This window comes from Variovorax sp. YR752, assembly GCF_943372545.1.
In genome coordinates this window covers 17,079-37,117 of record NZ_CALRZC010000061.1, presented here as the reverse complement: position 1 = coordinate 37,117, position 20,039 = coordinate 17,079, and the positions used below count along the sequence as shown (strand labels likewise).

Here is a 20,039-nt window from a genome sequence, read left to right as displayed (position 1 = left end):
TTCAGCGCGTTGCCGCCGGTGGTGGTTTCGGGCGAGCCGAACATCACGCCGATCTTCATGCGGATCTGGTTGATGAAGATGACCATGCAGTTGGTCTTCTTGATCGTGGCCGTGAGCTTGCGCAGCGCCTGGCTCATCAGGCGGGCCTGCAGGCCGGGCAGCGAGTCGCCCATTTCGCCTTCGATTTCGGCCTTCGGCGTGAGTGCGGCCACCGAGTCGATGACGATCAGGTCGACAGCGCCCGAGCGCACCAGCGAATCGACGATTTCGAGCGCTTGCTCGCCGGTGTCGGGCTGGCTGATCAGCAGGTCGGACAGGTTCACGCCGAGCTTCTGGGCGTACTGCACGTCGAGCGCGTGCTCGGCGTCGACAAAAGCGCAGGTGCCGGCCTGCTTCTGCATTTCGGCGATGACCTGCAGCGTGAGCGTGGTCTTGCCCGACGACTCAGGGCCGTAGATTTCGATGACGCGGCCGCGTGGCAGGCCGCCGACGCCCAGGGCGATGTCCAGGCCCAGCGAGCCGGTGGAGACCACCTGGATGTCTTCGAGCGCCTCGCCTTCGCCGAGCCGCATGATCGTGCCCTTGCCGAATTGCTTTTCGATCTGGGCCAGCGCGGCCTGGAGGGCCTTGGCCTTTTCACTGTTGGCGACCGAGATGCTTGCGCCCTTGACGACTGCGTCCATGTGGAAATCTCCTTGAATATCAACGGTTTGTGTCGGGTTTCATCCATCTGCTTTTAACCACAGGCTGGATGCTTGAACAGTAGTGTAGGGGCTCATTACGCTTTGCAAACCCACTTTAAAGTCAGTTTGCCTTACCATCTGACGCCATGTCCGGCCCCGCCTTTCCCACCGATCCCGACGCCTGGCGGCAGACCCACCTGGGCCGCCTGCTGGGCCACGCCATGCGCCGTTTCGACGAGCGCGTGCTGGCGCTGATGGCGCACGACATCGAGGTGCCGCTGGCGCTGTCGAACCTCGCGGCGCGCGCCCAGGTGAGCGCGGCGCACATCCACATCACGCGGCACCTGGCGCGCGAGGGCTCGCGCCTGACCGAGCTGGCCGAGCGCGCCGGCATGACCAAACAGGCCATGGGCACGCTGGTCGACCAGTGCGAGGCCTGGGGGCTGGTCACGCGCGGGCCCGATCCGCTCGATGCGCGCGCGCGGCGCGTGCTGTTCACGGCCGACGGGCTGGCCTGGCTCGACGCCTTCCGCCGCGCCGTCACGCAGGCCGAGCGCGAGTTCCGCGCCAGCGTGGGCGACGAGATTGCCACCGTGGTAACCATCGGACTCGAGGCCTACACAGCGGGCTAGACTGCGCGTCATGGGACAACGAGCGCCGAGGGGCGCCGACACTGACTGAGAAGCCGGAGGTGGCGCACATGCGGATACTGATTGCCGAAGACGACCAGGTGCTGGCCGATGCCTTGCTGCGCAGCCTGCGCACCTCGGGCGCGGCGGTCGATCATGTGGCCAACGGCTCGCAGGCCGACACCGCGCTCATGACCCACAGCGAATTCGACCTGCTGATCCTCGACCTCGGGCTGCCCAGCCTGCACGGCATCGAGATCCTCAAGCGCCTGCGCGCGCGCGGTTCGCAGCTGCCCGTGCTGGTGCTCACGGCGGCCGACAGCGTCGAAGAACGCGTGAAGGGCCTGGACCACGGCGCCGACGACTACATGGCCAAGCCCTTCAGCCTGCAGGAGCTCGAGGCGCGTGTGCGCGCCCTCACGCGGCGCGGCATGGGCGCCACCAGCAACGCGATCCGCCACGGCCCGCTGGTCTACGACCAGGCCGGCCGGGTGGCGACCATCGACGGCAAGATGATCGAGCTGTCGGCGCGCGAACTGGGCCTGCTCGAAGTGCTGTTGCAGCGCGCCGGCCGGCTGGTCAGCAAGGACCAGCTGGTGGACCGGCTGTGCGAATGGGGCGAAGAGGTGAGCATCAACGCCATCGAGGTCTACATCCACCGCCTGCGCAAGAAGATCGAAAAAGGACCGGTGCGCATCGCGACGGTGCGCGGGCTGGGCTACTGCCTCGAGAAGATTCCCGGTTGAGCGTGCCCCGCCCGCGCAGAACGCCGTCAGGGCTGCTTGCGCAGGTTGACGAGCAGCGTGGCGCCGGTGTTCGAGCGGACCAGGAACATGAGGCTGCGGAAGTAGCCGTTGCTGTCGTACACGCCCGCCGGCACCAGCCCGATGAGGGCCGGCCCGGCATAGCTGCCGGTGGCGGCGGGGGTGAGCTTGCAGTCGTCCGCGCTGGCCGTGGCGGCGTTCACGGCCTTCAGCGTGAGGCCGTACATGTTCTTGGCGGAGCCGGGCTGCGCCAGGGCGACGGTGCCCGAGAGCGTGCACTGGCCGATCTGCACGCCGCTCGTGGTGCCGGTGAACGCACCCTGGCCGTCGACCTGCACCGTCACGCCGAGGCTCGGGCTGCTGTCGACGTTGGACCACTTGCCGGTCATGCTCGCCTGCGACACCGCCAGCGCGTTCTCGATGGTGTAGGCCAGCGGGCCGATATCGGACGGCCTGCCGTTGTCGTAGGCGTAGGTGCCATTCACCGACTTCTTCGGCGTGAAGGTGCCCGAGCCGGTCACCGGATACGCGTTGGGCGGGACATACAACTCGGTGTCCGGGTTGAAGGACCAGTCGAGCCCCGTGACCTTCAGCGAACCCCACATCGTGGTCCCGAGGAAGCTGCCTGCCAACAAACCGTTGGTGCCGACGAAGGCGATGCCTCGCACGCCGGCATAGATGCCTTCGCTGTCGTTGCCCACCGCGGCGGTGGAGCCGGGCTGCGGCGCGCTCAGCGAGGGCGACGGCTCGGAGCCCGGCACGGCGGCGCGGTTCTCGGCCGGTGCGGGCGTGGGCGCTGGCGAAGGCTCGGGTGCCGGTGCAGGCGCCGGAACCGGTGCGATCGGCAGCATCGGCATGCCACCGCCACCCCCGCCACCACCCCCGCCGCATGCGGTCACACCCACGCTGGCGGCCAACACGGTCGCGGCCATCCAGAGCGGCTTGGGGCAGCCGCCCACGGTCTTTTGCTTCATGATTTCTCCCTGATGTTTTTGAATTGCAGAAACTGCACGCCAAGGCTACAACCAGTCACACCTCGTCAATGAAACGACACAGCTGCGAATCGCAGCACTAGTTCACGCTCGCCAGCGTTCTTTCGCCTTGCCAGGAACTCCCTTGAAGCTCTTCCAGCGCGCCCAGCGCTCCCTGTTCGGCGAAATCCTCGACTGGATGCTCACGCCGCTGCTGCTGCTCGTGCCGGTGAGCATCGGCGTGACGTGGCTGGTGGCGCAGGGCATCGCCAACGCGCCGTACGACCGCGCGCTGGAGCACAACGTCAAGGTGCTGGCCGAGCTGGTCACGGTGAAGCAGGGGCAGACGCACTTCGTGCTGTCGCAGTCCGCGCGCGAAATCCTGCGCGCCGACGACGCCGGCCACATCTACTACCAGCTGCTCGACGGCCACGGCACGCTGCTGCACGGCGAGCGCGACCTGCCGCAGCCCAACGTGGACGACCCGCCCGGCACCAACGTGGTCCTGCTGCACAACAGCACGGTGCATGGCCAACCGGTGCGCGTGGCCTCGCTGTGGATTCCCAGCGGCAGCGACGACGTGCCGCCCTCGCTGCTGCAACTGGCCGAGACGCGCGAGAAGCAGGCGGTGCTCGCCACCGAGATCATCAAGGGCGTGCTGCTGCCGCAGTTCGCGATCCTGCCGCTGGCGGTGCTGCTGATCTGGCTGGCGCTGGTGCGCGGCATCAAGCCGCTGTCGGTGGTCGAGGCGCGCATCCGCGAGCGCCGCCCCGGCGACCTGAGCCCACTCGACGAGTCCTCGGTGCCGCTCGAAGTGGTGCCGCTGGTGTCGTCGGTGAACGAGCTGCTCGACAAGCTCAACGACTCCATCTTCACGCAGAAGCGCTTCCTGGCCGACGCCGCCCACCAGCTGAAGACGCCGCTCGCGGGCCTGCGCATGCAGGCCGACCTGGCGCAGCGCGAGGGCGCCAACGCCGACGAGCTGAAGCAGTCGCTCAAGCAGATCGGCCGCGCCAGCGTGCGCGCCACGCACACGGTGAACCAGCTGCTGTCGCTGGCGCGCGCCGAGGGCACCAGCGCGATGACGCACTGCCAGCCCTGCGACCTCGCACGGCTGACCATCGAGGTGGTGCGCGAGGCCGTGCCGCGCGCGATCGAGAAGCGCATCGACCTGGGCTACGACGGCGCCCAGGCCGGCGCGCCCGGCGTGATGGTCGACGGCAACCCGACGCTGCTGAAAGAGCTGGTGCGCAACCTGGTCGACAACGCGCTCAACTACACGCCCTCGACACCCGAGCGCCCCGGTGTGATCACCGCCCGCGTGCTGGCCGACCCCTTCGGCCATGTGCAGCTCGTGCAAGTGGAAGACAACGGCCCCGGCATCGCCGAGGCCGACCGCGAGCTGGTGTTCGAGCCCTTCTACCGCGTGCTCGGCAACGAGGCCGACGGCTCCGGGCTGGGCCTGCCGATCGTGCGCGAGATCGCCAACCAACACCGCGCGCGGGTGAAACTGGAAGACGCACACCCCGGCAAGCATCCGCCGGGCGCGCTTTTTACCGTGCGCTTCGAGGAGGCCCCTTCGGAATGAGTTCGCCCCCCACGCTCGACGCGCTGCGCCAGCGCTTCGCAGAGATTCGCATCGACACCGACGTGTCGGACATGTTCGACTTCGGCGCCGACCTGCTCGAGCTGCAATCGCCCGAAGCGCTCGCCTTCCACTACGCGCTGCTGCACGACACGGGCATGGACAGCGAGCTCTACGACTGGCTCTGTCGCAAGTTCGGCGAGCGTGGCGACGAAGCCGAGGACCATCTGCTCACGCAGTTCGAGCAAGAGCCCGACCCGGCCATGCAGGCCACGGTGCTGCAGATGCTCGGCGCCTTCAAGTACCGCAAGGGCCGCCGGCTGAAAGAGACCGCAACTCTGGCGCGCGCCGCGCTCGCGTCGCCGCACGACGAGCTGCGCTGCAAGGGCCTGTGGGTGATCGGCTGGCTCGGCGGCACGACCGACATCGCCAAGGTGGTGCCGCTGCTCACGCACGATGCCGCCGCCGCGAACCGGCAATGGGCCGCGAGCGCGCTGATGCAGATCGTGTTGAGCCGCCGCAGCGCCGCGCCCAAGGCGCTCGAGCCTTTGCGGCAGGCGCTCGACACCGAGACCGATCCGGTCGTGCTGGGCAGCATCCTGGTCGCGGTGCAGGAAATCGCGGGCAAGAAGTTCGGCCTGAGTTCGAGCTCGCACGAGCCGCCGTCGGAAGAGAAACTGCAGGCCGCCTTGGCCAAGGCGCGACGCATGTTCGCGCGCGCTGCGGCCGCCTGATCAGCTCAAGGCGCGGGCGTGCCCGAAGGCTTGGCTTCCTTGCGGATCTGCAACCACTCGGGGTGGATCTGCCGCGCCACGCGCTGCGGCTCGCGCTCGTCGAGCGCCGCGGGTGCCAGCCCGAAGCCGGCCAGGTCACCGCGCGTCCACAGCCAATAGCCCGCGTTGGCCGCGAGCAGGGCGATGAGGACCAGGCGCAGCTTCATGCCCTCGCTCAGAAAGACATGCCGCGCGGGCGCACGCTCACTTCGTCGCTCGAGATGAGTTGCAGGCCGGCGTCGGTGCGCACCTGCAGCTCGCCGCCCCAGGCCACGCCTTCGCACAGGCCGGCGGTGCCGTCGCTGAGCGTCACCTCGCGCCCGCGCAGCACGTCGCGCGCCGCAAAGCGTTCGGCAAAGGGCCCGAAGCCGTTCGCCTCGAAGGCCAGCACGCTGCGCACCAGCGGCTCGGCCAGCGCCTGCAGCACCTCGGGCGCGGACGCGTCGGGCTGCCACTGGCGCAACCAGGCCGGCGGCGTGCGCATGCCGTCGCCTTCGCGCGGGCCGATGTTGATGCCGATGCCGACCACGAGGTAGCGCGCCGCATCGGGGCGCGCGGTCTGCGGCATCGCGGTTTCGATGAGGATGCCGACCAGCTTGCGGTCGTTCACCCAGATGTCGTTGGGCCACTTGAGGCCGACCTGGTGCGCGCCCGTCGGGTCGAGGCTTTCGGCCACGGTCACGCCCACGGCCAGCGACAGGCCCGACCAGTCGGCCGGCGCCAGCGGCATGCCGAGCGAAAAGGTGAGGGAGGCGGGCGCCTCGGGCTGCTGCGCGCTCTGCCAGGGGCGGCCGAGGCGACCGCGCCCGGCCGTCTGGCGCTCGGCCACGAGCAGCACGGGGTCGGTGCGGCCGGCGCGCGCACGGCGCATCAGCTCGGTGTTGGTGGAATCGATTTCGGCGACGGCCTCGACTGCGAAGCCGGGCAGCAGCGGCGCGACCGCCGCGGCGATCCGGTCTTCGAACCAGGCGGAGGCCGGCGTGCCCATGGTCAGTCTCCGGCGGCGGACGGCGTGTCGTCCTTGCTGGACTTCTCGGATTTCTTCTTGCCGTCGGCCTTTTTCTTGTCGGCCTTCTTGTCCGCTTTTTTCTTCTCGGCTTTCTTTTCAGCCTTCTTCGCTTCCTTGGCCTCGGCCTTCTTCTTCTCGGCTTTTTTCTTGGCCTTCTTCTTTTTCTTCTTGTCCTTTTCCTCGTCCTCGTCCTTCGGCGTCAGCAGCGTGCCGCGGCACTGCTCGGAGCCGCACCAGCACGGGAACTCGGACAGCAGCTTCTCGGTGTACGGCTCGTCGATGACCAGGCCGTAGTCGTAGTTGAGTTCCTCACCGGCGGCGATGTTTCTCAGGGCCTTGATATAAACGCGCCCATCGACTTCGTCGGCCTCGCAGTTCGGCTCGCACGAGTGATTGATCCAGCGCGCAGCGTTGCCTTCGACATTGCCGTCGATCACACGACCGTCGTCGATGTGGAAGTAGAAGGTGTGGTTGGGCTGCGCAGGGTCGTGCGGATGGCGGCGCAGCGCCTCCTTCCAGCTGATGACCTGGCCCTTGTATTCGATCAGCGTTTCGCCTTCCGCCAGGTCCTGCACGGCGAACACGCCGTTGCCGTGGACATCGGAGCGGCGCGTCTGAATGCGGCGGCCGCCGGAAAGTGGGGATTTGGAAGGCATCGCCGAAGTCTGTTAGGTTGAATATGCACACATGCGTGTGCGCGCGTGTGCACGCGGGAAGCCGCAGAGTATAGAGAGCCCTCAGATGACAAAAACTTTGGTAATCGCAGAAAAGCCGTCGGTGGCCCAGGACATCGTCCGGGCGCTCACGCCGGTGGCCGGCAAGTTCGACAAACATGACGAGCATTTCGAGAACGACACCTACGTCGTGACCAGTGCCGTGGGCCACCTGGTCGAAATCCAGGCGCCGGAAGAATTCGACGTGAAGCGCGGCAAGTGGAGCTTCGCCAACCTGCCGGTGATTCCGCCGCACTTCGACCTCAAGCCGGTCGACAAGACGAAGACGCGCCTGAACGCCGTGGTCAAGCAGGCCAAGCGCAAGGACGTGACGCAGCTCATCAACGCCTGCGACGCGGGCCGCGAGGGCGAACTGATCTTCCGCCTCATCGAGCAGTACGCAGGCGGCAAGAGCCCGTTGGGCAAGCCGGTGAAGCGCCTGTGGCTGCAGTCGATGACGCCGCAAGCCATTCGCGACGGCTTCGACCAGCTGCGCACCGAGAAGCAGATGCAGGGCCTGGCCGACGCCGCGCGCTCGCGCTCCGAGGCCGACTGGCTGGTGGGCATCAACGGCACGCGCGCCATGACCGCGTTCAATTCGCGCGACGGCGGCTTCTTCCTCACGACCGTGGGCCGCGTGCAGACGCCGACGCTGTCGGTGGTGGTGGAGCGCGAGGAGCAGATCCGCAAGTTCGTCTCGCGCAACTACTGGGAAGTGCATGGCAGCTTTGCGGCCGAGGCCGGCCAGTACCCGGGCAAGTGGTTCAACCCCGACTGGAAGAAGGCCAACGCGCCGCTGCTGGCCAACGGCGAGCCCGATGCCGAGCAACGCGCCGACCGCGTGTGGAGTGAGCAGGAAGCCCGCGCCATCGCCGACGCCTCGCGCGGCAAGCCCGCCACGGTCACCGAAGAAAGCAAGCCCACCACGCAGGCCTCGCCCGCGCTGTTCGACCTGACCTCGCTGCAGCGCGAGGCCAACGGCCGTTTCGGCTTCAGCGCCAAGACCACGCTCGCGCTGGCGCAGAGCCTGTACGAACGCCACAAGGCGCTGACCTACCCGCGTACCGACTCGCGCGCGCTGCCGGAAGACTATCTGCCGGTGGTCAAGCAGACCATGGAGATGCTCGCCGGCAGCGGCATGAAGCACCTGGCGCCGTTCGCGCAGCAGGCGGTCGACGGCAACTACGTCAAGCCCAACAAGCGCATCTTCGACAACGCCAAGGTGTCGGATCACTTCGCCATCATCCCGACGCTGCAGGCCCCGAGCGGCCTGAGCGAAGCCGAGCAGAAGCTGTACGACTTCGTGGTGCGCCGCTTCCTGTCGGTGTTCTTCCCGAGCGCCGAACACCAGGTGACCACGCGCATCAGCACGGTGGAGCAGGGCGGCAAGAAGTACCCCTTCCGCACCGACGGCAAGGTGCTGGTCAAGCCGGGCTGGCTCGCCATCTACGGCAAGGAAGCCCAGGACGACGAGAAGGAAGACGACAAGGACGGCAAGCGCCTCGTGCCGGTGAAGCCGGGCGAGATCGTCAACACCGAGTCGGCCGACCTCAAGGGCCTGAAGACGCGTCCGCCGGCCCGCTATTCGGAAGCCACGCTGCTGGGCGCCATGGAAGGCGCCGGCAAGACCATCGACGACGACGAGCTGCGCGAGGCCATGCAGGAGAAGGGCCTGGGCACGCCAGCCACGCGCGCGGCCACCATCGAAGGGCTGATCGCCGAGAAGTACATGCTGCGCGAAGGCCGCGAGCTGATCCCGACCGCCAAGGCCTTCCAGCTCATGACGCTGCTGCGCGGCCTGGGCGTGGAAGAACTCTCCAAGGCCGAGCTCACGGGCGAGTGGGAATACAAGCTCGCGCAGATGGAGAAGGGCGCCCTGAGCCGCGACGCCTTCATGCGCGAGATCGCCGAGATGACGGAGCACATCGTCAAGAAGGCCAAGGAGTACGACCGCGACACCGTGCCCGGCGACTACGCCACGCTCGCCACGCCCTGCCCGAACTGCGGCGGCGTGGTGAAGGAAAACTACCGCCGCTACGGCTGCACCGGCAAGAGCGGCACGGGCGAGGATGCCTGCGGCTTCTCGTTCGGCAAGTCGCCGGCCGGGCGCACCTTCGAGGTGGTCGAGGCCGAGGCGTTGGTGCGCGACAAGCACATCGGTCCGCTCGACGGCTTCCGCTCCAAGGCGGGCTGGCCCTTCACGGCCGAGATCATCCTCAAGTACGACGAGGAAGAAGCGAAGAACTGGAAGCTGGAGTTCGACTTCGGCGACGACAAGAACGCCGAGAGCGGCGAGATCGTCGACTTCAGCGCGCAGGACACCGTGGGCCCATGCCCCGTGTGCGGCGCGCCGGTGTTCGATCACGGCAGCAACTACGTCTGCGAGAAGTCGGTGCCCACGAACGATCAGCCGACCCCGAGCTGCACCTTCAAGACCGGCAAGATCATCCTGCAGCAACCGGTCGAGCGCGACCAGGTGGAGAAGCTGCTCGCCACCGGCAAGACCGACCTGCTCGACAAGTTCGTGTCGATGCGCACGCGCCGCGCCTTCAAGGCCTTCCTGACCTGGAACAAGGACGAGGGCAAGGTGACCTTCGAATTCGCACCGCGCGAAGGCGGCAGCAAGTTCCCGCCGCGCAAGACCTTCGGCAAGCCGGCCGCGAAAACCGCGGCGGCCAAGAAGGTCGCGGCGAAGAAGACGCCCGCCGCCAAGAAGGCACCAGCCGAGAAGAAGGTGGCCAAGCCGCGCAAGCCGGGTGCGGGCCTCAAGCCGAGCGACTCGCTGGCCGCGGTGATCGGCGCCGAACCGGTGGCGCGCACCGAAGTCATCAAGAAGCTGTGGGACTACATCAAGGCCAACGGCCTGCAGGACGCGACCAACAAGCGCGCGATCAATGCCGACGCCAAGCTCAAGCCCGTGTTCGGCAAGGACCAGGTGACGATGTTCGAACTCGCGGGCATCGTGGGCAAGCACCTCTCGGCGCCCGACGCGGCCTGACGACGCATGCAGCGCAGACACCTCACCACCGCGCTGGCCGCAGCAGCGATGCTGCTGGGCGGCGCGGGCTTGGCCCAGGCCGCCGCGTGGCCTGACAAGCCCGTCAAGCTGGTCGTGCCTTTCCCACCCGGGCAGGCCACCGACATCTTTGCCCGCGCGCTCGCCGAACAGCTCGGCAAGCGACTGGGCCAGCCCGTGATCGTCGACAACAAGGCGGGCGCGGGCAGCAACATCGGCACCGAGTTCGTGGTGCGCGCGCCGCCCGACGGCTACACGCTCGTGGTGGCCGGCAGTGCGATGGCGGTGAACCAGACGCTCTATGCCAAGCCGGGCTTCGATCCGCGCAAGGACTTGGTCGGCATCTCGCTGATTGCGAAGGTGCCGCTGGTGTTCCTGGCCACGCCCGAAAGCGGCATCCGCACGCTGGCCGACCTCACGGCGCGCGCCAAGGCCGAGCCCGGCAAGCTGAGCTACGCGAGCGCCGGCATCGGCGGCACGCAGCACCTGTCGGGCGAGATGTACAAGTCGGCGGCGCATGTGTTCATCACGCACATTCCGTACCGCGGCAGCGGGCCGGCGCAGGCGGATTTCCTGGGCAACCAGGTGCCGCTGATGGTCGACTCGGTGACGGCCGCACTGCCGCACATCAAGTCGGGCAGGGCGGTGCCGCTGGCGGTGACGTCGGCCACGCGCTCGTCGCAACTGCCCGACGTGCCTGCCGTGCGCGAGACCGGCGTGGCGGGCACGAAAAACTTCGAAGCCGTGGGCTGGCTCGGCCTGATGGCCCCGCGCGGCACGCCGCCCGAGATCGTGGCGCGGCTGAACCACGAAGTGACCGACATCCTGAAGAGCGAGCAGATGGCGCGCTTCATCCGCGACCGGGGCTCCGAGCCGGCACCGACGACCGGCGCCGAGTTCGACCGCTTCGTGGCGAGCGAGATCGGGCTCTGGGGTGCGGCGGTGAAGGCGTCGGGCGCGAAGCCCGAGTAGCAGCTCAGGCCGGCGCAGCCAGCGGCAGCGCCATCGCTTCCCCGCTGCGATCGACCTCGGCCAGCAGCCAGTTGCGGAAATGGTCCAGCGTGGCCAGCTGGCCGCGCCCCTCGGGGTAGCAGAACCAGTAGCCCTCGCTGCCCCGGTAGCCGCCATTGGGCAGCGGCTCTTCCACCAGCCCCGACGTGATTTCGTCCTGCACCAGGCAGCGCGGCACCAGCGCCACGCCCATGCCGGCCATGACGGCGCGGATCATGGTCTGGAACTGGTCGAACTGCAGGCCGGCCAGCGGGTCGAGCCCGCGCACGCCGTGCGCCTCGCTCCAGTGCAGCCACGACTGCGGCACGCTCACATGCCGCAGCAGGGTGCAGCGCGCCACATCCTGCGGCGTGCGGATGGGGGCCTCGGCCTGCGCGGCGCGCGGCGCGATCAGCGCCACGTCCTGCCCCGCGAGGTAGTGCGAGCGCGCGCCGGGCCAGTGGCCGTCGCCGAACAAAATGGCGCAGTCGAGCTCGGGCCGCTCGAAGTCGTAGCCGTGCACGAAGGGCACGAAATGCAGCGTGATCTGCGGGTGCCGCTGCTGGAAGTCGGGCAGGCGTGGAATCAGCCACTTGGCGCCGAAGGTGGGCAGCGTCGACAGGTGCAGCGCGCCGCCGCCGTCGCCGCTCGTGATGAGTTCCAGCGTGGCCGCCTCCAGCTGCGCCAGCAGGGCGCGCACCGCCTTTTCGTAGCGCTCGCCGGCCGGCGTGAGCGCCAGGCGCTTGCGGCTGCGCTCGAACAGCGGCGCGCCGATCCAGCGCTCGAGCTCCTGCACCTGCTTGCTCACCGCGCCCTGCGTGAGGTGCAGCGCCTCGGCCGCACGCGACACGCCGCCGAAGCGCACCACGGTGGAGAAGGCGCGCAGCAGGTTCAGGGGCGGGTTGAGGCGTCGCAGCGGCATGGGGGAGCCCATCAAGTCATTCCAGATTGGAATGATATCGGGTATATCCTTTGCTTCAGGTGAGCTGCAGCTTTGCACATTCACTCATCGTTCCATTGGAAGAACCCTCATGCAACGTCGTCATCTCCTCTCCATCCTGGCCGCCGCTTCTTTCGCCCCAGGAATATCCTTTGCCCAAGGCAAGCCGATCCGCCTGGTCGTGCCTTTCCCGCCCGGTGGCGCCACCGACATCACGGCCCGCGTGCTCTCCGAGCCCCTGGCCAAGATCCTCCAGCAGCCCGTGGTGATCGACAACCGCGCCGGCGCGGGCGGCTCGATCGGCATGGCCGAGCTGGCACGCGCCGCACCCGACGGCCTGACCTTCGGCGTGGCCACGCTCTCCACGCACGGCGTGAACCCGGCCGTCTACCAGAAGCTGCCCTACGACCCGATCAAGGGCTTCGCCGCCGTGACCGAGCTGGTGAAGGCGCCGGGCGTGATCGTCATCAACCCGGCCGTGCTGCCGGTCGGCAGCTTCGCGGAACTCGTGAAGTACCTGAAGGCCAACCCCGGCAAGGTGTCGTACGCGTCGCCGGGCAACGGCACCATCGGCCACATGTGGGGCGAGCTGTTCAAGAGCAGCACCGGAACCTCGATGGTGCACATCCCCTACCGCGGTGCGGGCCCGGCCATCAACGACGTGCTCGCGGGCCAGGTGCCGGTGTACTTCGACCAGGTAGCCTCGTCGCTGCCGCACGTGAAGGCCGGCAAGCTGAAGGCGCTGGCCGTGTCCTGGAGTGGCCGCCTCGACGTGCTGCCCGACGTGCCGACCTACGGCGAACTGGGCCAGGCGGCCAGCAACGACCCGTCGTGGTTCGGCATGATCGCGCCCGCCGGCACGCCGCCCGAGTTGGTGCTGCGCATGCAGCAGGCCGTGGCCACCGCGCTGAAGGACCCCGCGGTGCGCGAGCGCCTCGCGCTGCAGGGGCTGTACGCCTCGGGCACCACGCCGGCGGAGTTCACGAAGCAGATCGCGAGCGAGATCGAGAAGATGAAGAAGGTGGCCGCCTTCGCGCGCATCCGACTGGACTGACCGACCCTGCCTATGCATCCAGTTCTGAAACTGATTCAAACCCGCGCCCAGGTGACGAGCGTCGCCGGGCACACCCCGCTGGTGCTGGACTCGCCGCACAGCGGCACCGTCTACCCCGAGGACTTCCGGCCCGTGTGCGACCTCGCCACGCTGCGCCGGGCCGAGGACACCCACGTCGAGAAGCTCTACGCCTTCGCGAGCGACAGGGGCGCCGCCTGGATCGAGGCGCACTTTCCGCGCAGCTATCTCGACGCCAACCGCGACATGACCGAGGTCGACACCACCATGCTCGACGGCCCGTGGACCGAGCCGGTGTCGACCGACCCGCGCGTGCTGTCCAAGGTGCGCCTGGGCAAGGGCCTGATCTGGAAGCTCACCGACGAAGGCCTGCCGATCTACGACCGGCCGCTCACGGTGGCCGAGGTCCGCCAGCGCATCGACCAGTGCTGGCGGCCGTACCACGCGGCGGTGGCGCAGGCCATCGACGAGGCGCATGCGCGGCACGGCTACAGCATCCACATCAACTGCCACTCGATGCCAGCCATTGCGGGCAGCCACGCCACCGACTTCCCGGGGCTGGCGCACGCCGACTTCGTGATCGGCGACCGCGACGGCAGCACGGCCGACCCGGCGCTGTCGCAGCGGCTGTGCGCGCACCTGCGCGCGCGCGGCTACAGCGTGGACTACAACCACCCGTACAAGGGCGTGGAGCTGGTGCGCCGCCACGGCAACCCGGCGGCGAACCGGCACAGCATCCAGGTCGAGATCAACCGCAAGCTCTACATGGACGAGGCCACGCTGGCGCTCGACGAGGCCGGCGCAACTCGGCTGCAGGCCGACCTGCGTTCGATGGTCGAGATGCTGCTGGCGACCGACCCGCGCATCGCAACAAACTGAACGCCACCACGCCGCAACCCCTGCGGCGGCTGGTGTCTTTGTTACAGGGCGGCTGAGGGCCGCGGCCTATAGTGGGACGTCCTTAGTTCTCTGGAGTCCTGCCGTGAAGTCGATCCTTGCCGCCCTCGCCGTCCTTGCGACCGGCCTGTTGATTTCGGGCTGCGCCGGCACCGCGCCGTCGCCGTCTTCTTCCTCCACGTCTTCATCGGGCAGCGGCGTGACGGTGTTCGGCACCATCGACGCTGGCGTCAGCGGCACGACGAACAAGTCGTCGCGCTGAGCGACCCCGCATCAGGCGACCGTCGCCAGGTAGCCCCGCAACGCATCACGCAACTGGCGTGACAGCGCCTGCAGGTCAGGCCGCCCGCCCGTGCCGAGGTGGGTGTGCGCCACCAGCCCGTAGATGATGGTCTGGCACACGCGCGCCGCTTCCTTCTTCTTCGGGCCGTCGGCCTTCACGTCGCCCGCCGCGTCCAGCACCCCCACCCATTCGGCCACGAAGCGGTCGTACATCTTGCGGTAGGCCTCGGGGCTGGAGAGGTGGCGCTCCAGCAGGTAGTGCGCGCCCCAGGCCACGGGCTGCGCGCGGTGCGCGTCGAGCTGCGCATCGATCACCCCATCGACGATCTCGCGCCACGGCCGGCCTTCGTTCGCGGCCACGACCGCACGCATGTCCAGCAGCAGCGCCTTGGAGCGCAGGTGCAGGCACACGCGCGCCAGGTCTTCCTTGTTCTCGAAGTATTCGTAGAAGCTGCCCAGGCCCGTGCCCGCCACGGCCGCGATCTCGCGGATCGTGATCGCGGCGAATCCCTTCTCGACCAAAAGCCGAACAAAGGCTTCCTGCAAGGCCTGCGAGGTGTGGCGCGCGCGGGACTGGCGCGGCTTCCTCCTCGGGGCGGCGGCGGGTGCGCGGGCGCCGGTCATGGCCGCCGAACCCGAACACCTCGCGGGCGGGTTGTTCCTAGAATTTTTGATCCCATCGAAAGGCATTCTGCAATGACCTCGCACGACCGTGCCCCCGAGACAACGCCCCCCGCCGTCTACACCGGCGAGGGCGACGCGTGGCAGCCCGACACCCTCTCGCGCGGCCCCTGGGACCCGCGCGCACAGCACGGCGGCGCGCCCGCTGCCTTGCTCGCGCACATCGCCGAACGCGCCGCGCCCGGCCCCGGCTGGCAGCTGGCGCGGCTCACACTCGAGCTGGTGAGGCCGGTGCCGGTGGCGCCGCTGGTCACGCGCACGCAGTCGCAGGCCTCGCGCGCCACGGTGCGCGTCGGCATCGACCTGCTCGCAGGCGACACGGTGGTGGCGCGCGCGCACGCATTGCTGCTGAAGACGTCGCCGCTGACGCTGCCGGCGAACCTGCCCGCAGGCGACGCGCCGCGCGAACTGCTTCCACTGCCCGAAGACTGCACCGAGCGGCTGCGCATTCCCGGCCTGCCCGACGGCCTCTCGTTCCACCAGACCGCCGTCGAATCGCGCCTCGCGCAGGGCGACATCTCGCAGCCTGGCGCGGGCGCCGCGTGGTTCCGGCTCGCGGTGCCGCTGGTGCGCGGCGTGGCCACCTCGCCCGCGATGCGCGCGGCGGCGGCGGCCGACTTCGGCAATGGCCTGAGCTGGGTGCTGCCGCCCACCGATTTCCTGTTCTCGAACGCCGACCTCAGCCTGAACCTGTTCCGCGTGCCCGAGGGCGAGTGGATCGGCCTGCGCGCCAGCACCGAGATGCATGGCGGCGGCGCGGGCCTCACCGTGTCCCACCTGTACGACACGCGCGGCCTCCTCGGCCTCGCGACCCAGACGCTGGTGGTGCGCGAACGCGCCGCCACTGCCTGAACACGCCTCCTCTTTCACCGCTTCACGGAGACCACGCCATGACCACCACCGGCATCCACCCCGACAACCAGGTCCCCGAGCTCAAGGACTACAACGTCTACACCAGCGACCCCGCGCTGCGCGGCGCGGTGGCGCGCGGCGGCGCCGCCTGGCGCGACGACGAGCTGGTGCGCCAGGGCGCCGAGTACGGTGCCGAGGCCACGCTGCGCGCCGCCGAAGACGCCAACCGCCACGAGCCCGAGCTGCACACGCACTCTCGCACCGGCACGCGCATCGACAGCGTGCAGTTCCATCCCGCGTGGCACACCCTGATGTCGATCGCGCGGCGCAACGGCATCGCCAACCTGCCGTTCTTCGACGAGCGGCCCTCGGCCTGGGTGGGCTACGGCGCCTCGCTGTACATGCACAGCCAGATCGAGTCGGGCTCGACCTGCCCGACCACCATGACCAAGGCCTGCATCCCCGTGATGCGCCGCAACGCCGCGCTGTACGCCGACCTGCGCGACAAGCTCGCCGCCAACGTGCACGATGCGCGCGACATCCCGCTCGAAGGCAAGACCTCGATGACCGTCGGCATGGGCATGACCGAGAAGCAGGGCGGCAGCGACGTGCGCAGCAACACCACGCGCGCCGTGCCGGCCGGCCAGGGCCCGTGGGGCAGCGAGTTCCTCATCACCGGCCACAAGTGGTTCTTCTCGGCGCCGATGTGCGACGGCCACCTGGTGCTGGCCAAGACCGACGAGCACGGCTCCTCGTGCTTCTTCGTGCCGCGCTGGCGGCCCGACGGCAGCAAGAACGCGATCCACATCCAGCGCCTGAAGGACAAGGTCGGCAACCGCTCCAACGCCAGCAGCGAGGTCGAGTTCAAGGAGGCCTGGGGCGTGCTGGTGGGCGACGAGGGCCGCGGCATCCCGACCATCATCGAGATGGCGACCGTCACGCGCCTGGACTGCGCACTCGCCAGCGCCGGCTTCATGCGCCAGGGCTTCGCGCAGGCGCTGCACTACACGCGCAACCGCTTTGCCTTCGGCAAGGCGCTGGTCGACCAGCCCGTGATGACCGAGCTGCTGGCCGACATGGCGCTCGAAACCGAAAGCGCCACGCTGCTGGCGATGGAACTCGCGTCGCGCTTCGGCTCGCCCGCCCCGCTGGACACCGCCTGGCGCCGGCTGCTCACGCCCGCCGCCAAGTTCTGGAACTGCAAGCGCGCGGTGGCGCTCACCGGCGAGGCGATGGAAGTGTTCGGCGGCAACGGCTATGTGGAAGACGGCCCGATGGGCCGCCTGTTCCGCGAGGCGCCCGTCAATTCGATCTGGGAAGGCTCGGGCAACGTGATGTGCCTGGACGTGCTGCGCGCCGTGTCGCGCAACCCCGACGACGCGCACCTCGTGCTCGACCACCTGCAGGAAGTGACCGCCGGCGAAACGCGCCTGCAGGCCGAGGTACAGGCCCTGCGCCAGATGGTGCAGCTGGCGCCGCAAGACCTGGAACGCCAGGCGCGCCGCTTCACGCAGCGGCTGGTGCGCGCGGCGCAGGCCGGCCTGATGCTGCAGCACGCGAGCCCGCTCGCCTCGGCCGCGTTCGTGTCGAGCCGCTTCGATCCCGACTGGGGCCCGGTGACCGGCATCAGCGCCGGCACCAGCGACCCCGGCGCGCTGGTGCGCGCGGCCTGGCACTGAGCACGCGAAGACGACACCGATGGATTTCGTTTCCCTGCTCGACCAGCACGCCCGCACCCAGCCCACCCACGAATGCCTGCGCGCCGCAGGCCGCGCCTGGACCTACGCCGAGTTCGCCGACCTCTCGCGCCGCGCCGCCACCGTGCTGCGCGGCCAGGGCGTGGGCAGCGGCGACAAGGTCGCGCTGCTGTGCTTCAACACGGTCGGTTTCGTCGCCGCGATGTTCGGCGCCTGGCGCCTCGGCGCGGCGGTGGTGCCTGTCAACCACAAGCTGCAGGCGCCGGAGATCGACCACGTGCTGGCCCACGCGGGCGTGCGCCTGTGCGTGGCCGACGGCACGCTCGCGACGCAGGTCACCGCGCGCATCGCGCACCGCTGCGACTGGCTCGCGACCGACAGCGCCGCCGACGGCCTGCCGATGTTCGACGACCTGATGGCGCAGGCCGCGCCGCTCGGCGACGAGGCCCCGGCGCCCGGCACCGACACGCTGGCCCAGGTGCTCTACACCTCGGGCACCACGGGCAAGCCCAAGGGTTGCCTGCACAGCCACCGCAACGTCTTCATGGCGGCGGTGTGCACCGCGGCGGGCATGTCGCTCACGCGCAATGAGCGCACGCTGGTCGCGATGCCGGTGTGGCATTCGTCGCCGCTCAACAACTGGTTGCTGGGCACGCTGCTCATGGGCGGCACCGTGGTGCTGCTGCGCGAGTACGCGCCGAAGGCCTTTCTCGACACGCTGGCCGAGGAGCGCATCACCTTCACCTTCGGCGCGCCCATCGCCTTCCTGGCGCCGCTGTCGGTGGTGCCCGATGTACAACGCTACGACTTCAGCGCGATGCGCCTGTGGGCCTACGGTGGCGGCCCGCTCGGTGCCGACATGGCGCGCAAGCTGGCCGACAGCTACCGCAGCGACCGTTTCGTGCAGGTCTACGGCATGACCGAGTCGGGCCCGCTGGGCACCGTGCTCTACCCGGAAGACGCGATCGCCAAGGCCGGCTCCATCGGCCGCGCGGGCGTGCCCGGCGTGGCGATCGAGGTGCGCCATGCCGACGGCCGGCGCTGCGGCGCGGGCGAAGTCGGTGAAATCCACCTGCGTTCACCGGCCGCGATGCAGGGCTACCTCGACAACCCGCAGGCGAGCGCCGAAGCCTTCGATGCGCACGGCTGGTACCGCACGGGCGACCTCGCGCGGGTGGACGAAGACGGCTTTTTGTTCATCGTCGACCGGCTGCGCGACATGATCATCACGGGCGGCGAGAACGTCTATTCAAAGGAAGTGGAAGACGCGCTGGGCGCCCATCCCGACGTGCAGGACGTGGCCATCATCGGCCGACCGCACCCCGAGTGGGGCGAGACCGTGACGGCGGTGCTGGTGGCGCGCGGCGGGCGGGCGCTCGAAGCCCGCCAGCTGGTGCGTTTTCTCGAAGACCGGCTGGCGCGCTACAAGATTCCGCGTGTCTTCGAAGTGCGCGAGAGCCTGCCGCGCACGGCGACGGGCAAGCTGCTGAAGCACCTGCTGCGCGACGCAGCCTGAGGCGGCTCAGCGCCGCAACAACGCCTGCCGCAGCAACCGGGACGCCCGGTTGCGAATCCGCCCCTGCATCTCGCGCATGCTCGTGCGCGGCGCCACGCGGGCGGTGGCGCAGGCCCACAGGAAGTCGTGCAGGATCGGCGTGTCGTCCACCGTCTCGGTGCTGCCGTACTTGTGGAACTCCGGGTGCCACTGGGTCGCCGCGATGTAGCCGCGCCCCTTTTCGGGCCGGCGGCGGATCGCCTCGGGCACGCGGTCGGGCAGGCTCCAGGCCTCGACCTCGAAGCCCGGCGCGAGGCCCTTGATGCCCTGATGGTGGATGCTGTTGACGCGCGCCGTGCGCACTTCGGGGAACAGCTTCGACAGGCGCGTGCCTTCGACGATCTCGATCTGGTGGAAGTTCTGGTCGTAGGTCACCGGGTCGCGGTGGCGCACCGTCTCGGGGTGGCCGTGCTGCGCCTCGATGTCCTGGTAGAGCGAGCCGCCGAAGGCCACGTTGATCAGCTGCAGGCCGCGACACACGCCGAAGATCGGCTTGCCGGCCTGCTCGAAGGCTTCGACCAGTGCGAGGTCGTACAGGTCGCGGATCTGATCACCGATCCAGGCGTCTTTCAAAGGCTCTTCGCCGTAGCTGCCGGGCCAGACGTCGGCGCCGCCGTGCATCACCACGCCGTCGAGCCATTCGGCGTAATGCGAGAGCTTGGTGTCGCCGCGCGCCGTTTCGCCCGTGGGGCAGGGCACCATCACCACCATTGCGCCGGCCGACATGAGCCAGTGCGCGATCGACTGTTCGACGTACTGCAGCGTCTTGTTCGTGAAGAGCGAGCGGGCCGGGTCGGCGTGCGAGAAGCAGGCGGACAAGCCGATTTTGAGTCGGGCGGCGACAGGCTGAGACATCTCGATGGGTTCCCTGTGGACAAAGTTCATTGTGCGCCCATCGAACTTCGGTCGTGTGTCAGCCGAACCCCCGAA

General features: G+C 69.0%; 20 protein-coding genes. 12 read left to right on the top strand and 8 right to left on the bottom strand.

Translation table 11 applies throughout. The annotated features are described in order from the left end of the window. On the bottom strand, positions 1-683 hold a 683-nt coding region (gene recA, locus AAG801_RS16395; RefSeq protein ID WP_341889322.1), incomplete at its 3' end, for a recombinase RecA. A gap of 146 nt (positions 684-829) precedes the next feature. On the opposite strand from recA, the gene AAG801_RS16390 reads away from it, so the two are divergent. Both AAG801_RS16390 and AAG801_RS16385 read left to right on the top strand, forming a co-directional pair. After that, the gene (locus tag AAG801_RS16390) at positions 830-1,315 is read left to right on the top strand and encodes a MarR family winged helix-turn-helix transcriptional regulator (RefSeq protein ID WP_101490788.1); all 486 of its coding nucleotides are present in this window, start codon (positions 830-832) and stop codon (positions 1,313-1,315) included. Between the two features lie 68 nt (positions 1,316-1,383). Next, positions 1,384-2,058 (top strand): response regulator transcription factor, encoded by a 675-nt coding sequence (locus tag AAG801_RS16385; protein ID WP_056575150.1) that lies wholly within the window; start codon positions 1,384-1,386, stop codon positions 2,056-2,058. Positions 2,059-2,084: 26 nt separating this feature from the next. Here the strand turns inward: AAG801_RS16385 and AAG801_RS16380 are convergent, their stop codons facing one another. Beyond that, a complete protein-coding gene (locus tag AAG801_RS16380) occupies positions 2,085-3,050 on the bottom strand; it encodes a hypothetical protein (RefSeq protein WP_341889321.1) in 966 nt (321 codons plus the stop codon). 142 nt (positions 3,051-3,192) lie between these two features. Here AAG801_RS16380 and AAG801_RS16375 point away from each other — a divergent pair, with 142 nt between their 5' ends. Both AAG801_RS16375 and AAG801_RS16370 read left to right on the top strand, forming a co-directional pair. Continuing rightward, positions 3,193-4,635, top strand: coding sequence for a sensor histidine kinase N-terminal domain-containing protein (locus AAG801_RS16375; protein WP_341889320.1), 1,443 nt, complete (start codon positions 3,193-3,195; stop codon positions 4,633-4,635). Continuing rightward, complete coding sequence (locus AAG801_RS16370) at positions 4,632-5,366, top strand: HEAT repeat domain-containing protein (protein ID WP_341889319.1); 735 nt, start codon at positions 4,632-4,634, stop codon at positions 5,364-5,366. The genes AAG801_RS16375 and AAG801_RS16370 overlap by 4 nt, the downstream gene beginning before the upstream one ends. A 5-nt stretch (positions 5,367-5,371) precedes the next feature. Here AAG801_RS16370 and AAG801_RS16365 read toward each other — a convergent pair whose 3' ends face one another. The 3 genes from AAG801_RS16365 to AAG801_RS16355 are packed head-to-tail and all read right to left on the bottom strand — an operon-like array spanning position 5,372 to position 7,070. Then, entirely contained in the window at positions 5,372-5,572 is a 201-nt protein-coding gene (locus AAG801_RS16365; protein ID WP_341889318.1) for a sporulation protein, read from the bottom strand. 8 nt (positions 5,573-5,580) lie between these two features. Further along, positions 5,581-6,393, bottom strand: a complete 813-nt coding sequence (locus tag AAG801_RS16360) for a biotin--[acetyl-CoA-carboxylase] ligase (RefSeq protein WP_341889317.1) — start codon at positions 6,391-6,393, stop codon at positions 5,581-5,583. Positions 6,394-6,395: 2 nt separating this feature from the next. Beyond that, complete coding sequence (locus tag AAG801_RS16355; protein WP_341889316.1) at positions 6,396-7,070, bottom strand: SET domain-containing protein-lysine N-methyltransferase; 675 nt, start codon at positions 7,068-7,070, stop codon at positions 6,396-6,398. Between the two features lie 85 nt (positions 7,071-7,155). Between AAG801_RS16355 and AAG801_RS16350 the strand changes: the two genes are divergently transcribed. Continuing rightward, positions 7,156-10,125, top strand: coding sequence for a DNA topoisomerase III (locus AAG801_RS16350; RefSeq protein WP_341889315.1), 2,970 nt, complete (start codon positions 7,156-7,158; stop codon positions 10,123-10,125). A 48-nt stretch (positions 10,126-10,173) separates the two neighbouring features. Continuing rightward, positions 10,174-11,115, top strand: a complete 942-nt coding sequence (locus tag AAG801_RS16345) for a tripartite tricarboxylate transporter substrate binding protein (protein ID WP_341889324.1) — start codon at positions 10,174-10,176, stop codon at positions 11,113-11,115. 4 nt (positions 11,116-11,119) lie between these two features. Here the strand turns inward: AAG801_RS16345 and AAG801_RS16340 are convergent, their stop codons facing one another. Further along, the gene (locus AAG801_RS16340; protein WP_341889314.1) at positions 11,120-12,055 is read right to left on the bottom strand and encodes a LysR substrate-binding domain-containing protein; all 936 of its coding nucleotides are present in this window, start codon (positions 12,053-12,055) and stop codon (positions 11,120-11,122) included. 109 nt (positions 12,056-12,164) lie between these two features. Between AAG801_RS16340 and AAG801_RS16335 the strand changes: the two genes are divergently transcribed. From AAG801_RS16335 to AAG801_RS16325, 3 genes are all read left to right on the top strand, one after another. After that, complete coding sequence (locus AAG801_RS16335; RefSeq protein ID WP_341889313.1) at positions 12,165-13,127, top strand: tripartite tricarboxylate transporter substrate binding protein BugE; 963 nt, start codon at positions 12,165-12,167, stop codon at positions 13,125-13,127. A gap of 12 nt (positions 13,128-13,139) precedes the next feature. After that, a complete protein-coding gene (locus tag AAG801_RS16330) occupies positions 13,140-14,024 on the top strand; it encodes an N-formylglutamate amidohydrolase (protein ID WP_341889312.1) in 885 nt (294 codons plus the stop codon). Positions 14,025-14,127: 103 nt separating this feature from the next. Next, on the top strand, positions 14,128-14,304 hold the full coding sequence (locus tag AAG801_RS16325; protein WP_180838947.1) for a hypothetical protein: 177 nt from the start codon (positions 14,128-14,130) through the stop codon (positions 14,302-14,304). Positions 14,305-14,315: 11 nt separating this feature from the next. Here AAG801_RS16325 and AAG801_RS16320 read toward each other — a convergent pair whose 3' ends face one another. Then, complete coding sequence (locus AAG801_RS16320) at positions 14,316-14,948, bottom strand: TetR/AcrR family transcriptional regulator (RefSeq protein ID WP_341889311.1); 633 nt, start codon at positions 14,946-14,948, stop codon at positions 14,316-14,318. A gap of 72 nt (positions 14,949-15,020) precedes the next feature. Here AAG801_RS16320 and AAG801_RS16315 point away from each other — a divergent pair, with 72 nt between their 5' ends. From AAG801_RS16315 to AAG801_RS16305, 3 genes are read left to right on the top strand one after another with little or no spacing between them, the layout of a single operon-like run. Then, the gene (locus AAG801_RS16315; protein WP_341889310.1) at positions 15,021-15,857 is read left to right on the top strand and encodes a thioesterase family protein; all 837 of its coding nucleotides are present in this window, start codon (positions 15,021-15,023) and stop codon (positions 15,855-15,857) included. 38 nt (positions 15,858-15,895) lie between these two features. Continuing rightward, a complete protein-coding gene (locus tag AAG801_RS16310) occupies positions 15,896-17,536 on the top strand; it encodes an acyl-CoA dehydrogenase family protein (RefSeq protein WP_341889309.1) in 1,641 nt (546 codons plus the stop codon). 19 nt (positions 17,537-17,555) lie between these two features. Next, positions 17,556-19,070 (top strand): AMP-binding protein, encoded by a 1,515-nt coding sequence (locus tag AAG801_RS16305; RefSeq protein WP_341889308.1) that lies wholly within the window; start codon positions 17,556-17,558, stop codon positions 19,068-19,070. Positions 19,071-19,076: 6 nt separating this feature from the next. Here the strand turns inward: AAG801_RS16305 and AAG801_RS16300 are convergent, their stop codons facing one another. Next, complete coding sequence (locus tag AAG801_RS16300) at positions 19,077-19,964, bottom strand: type 1 glutamine amidotransferase (RefSeq protein WP_341889307.1); 888 nt, start codon at positions 19,962-19,964, stop codon at positions 19,077-19,079. Between the last annotated feature and the right edge of the window lie 75 nt (positions 19,965-20,039).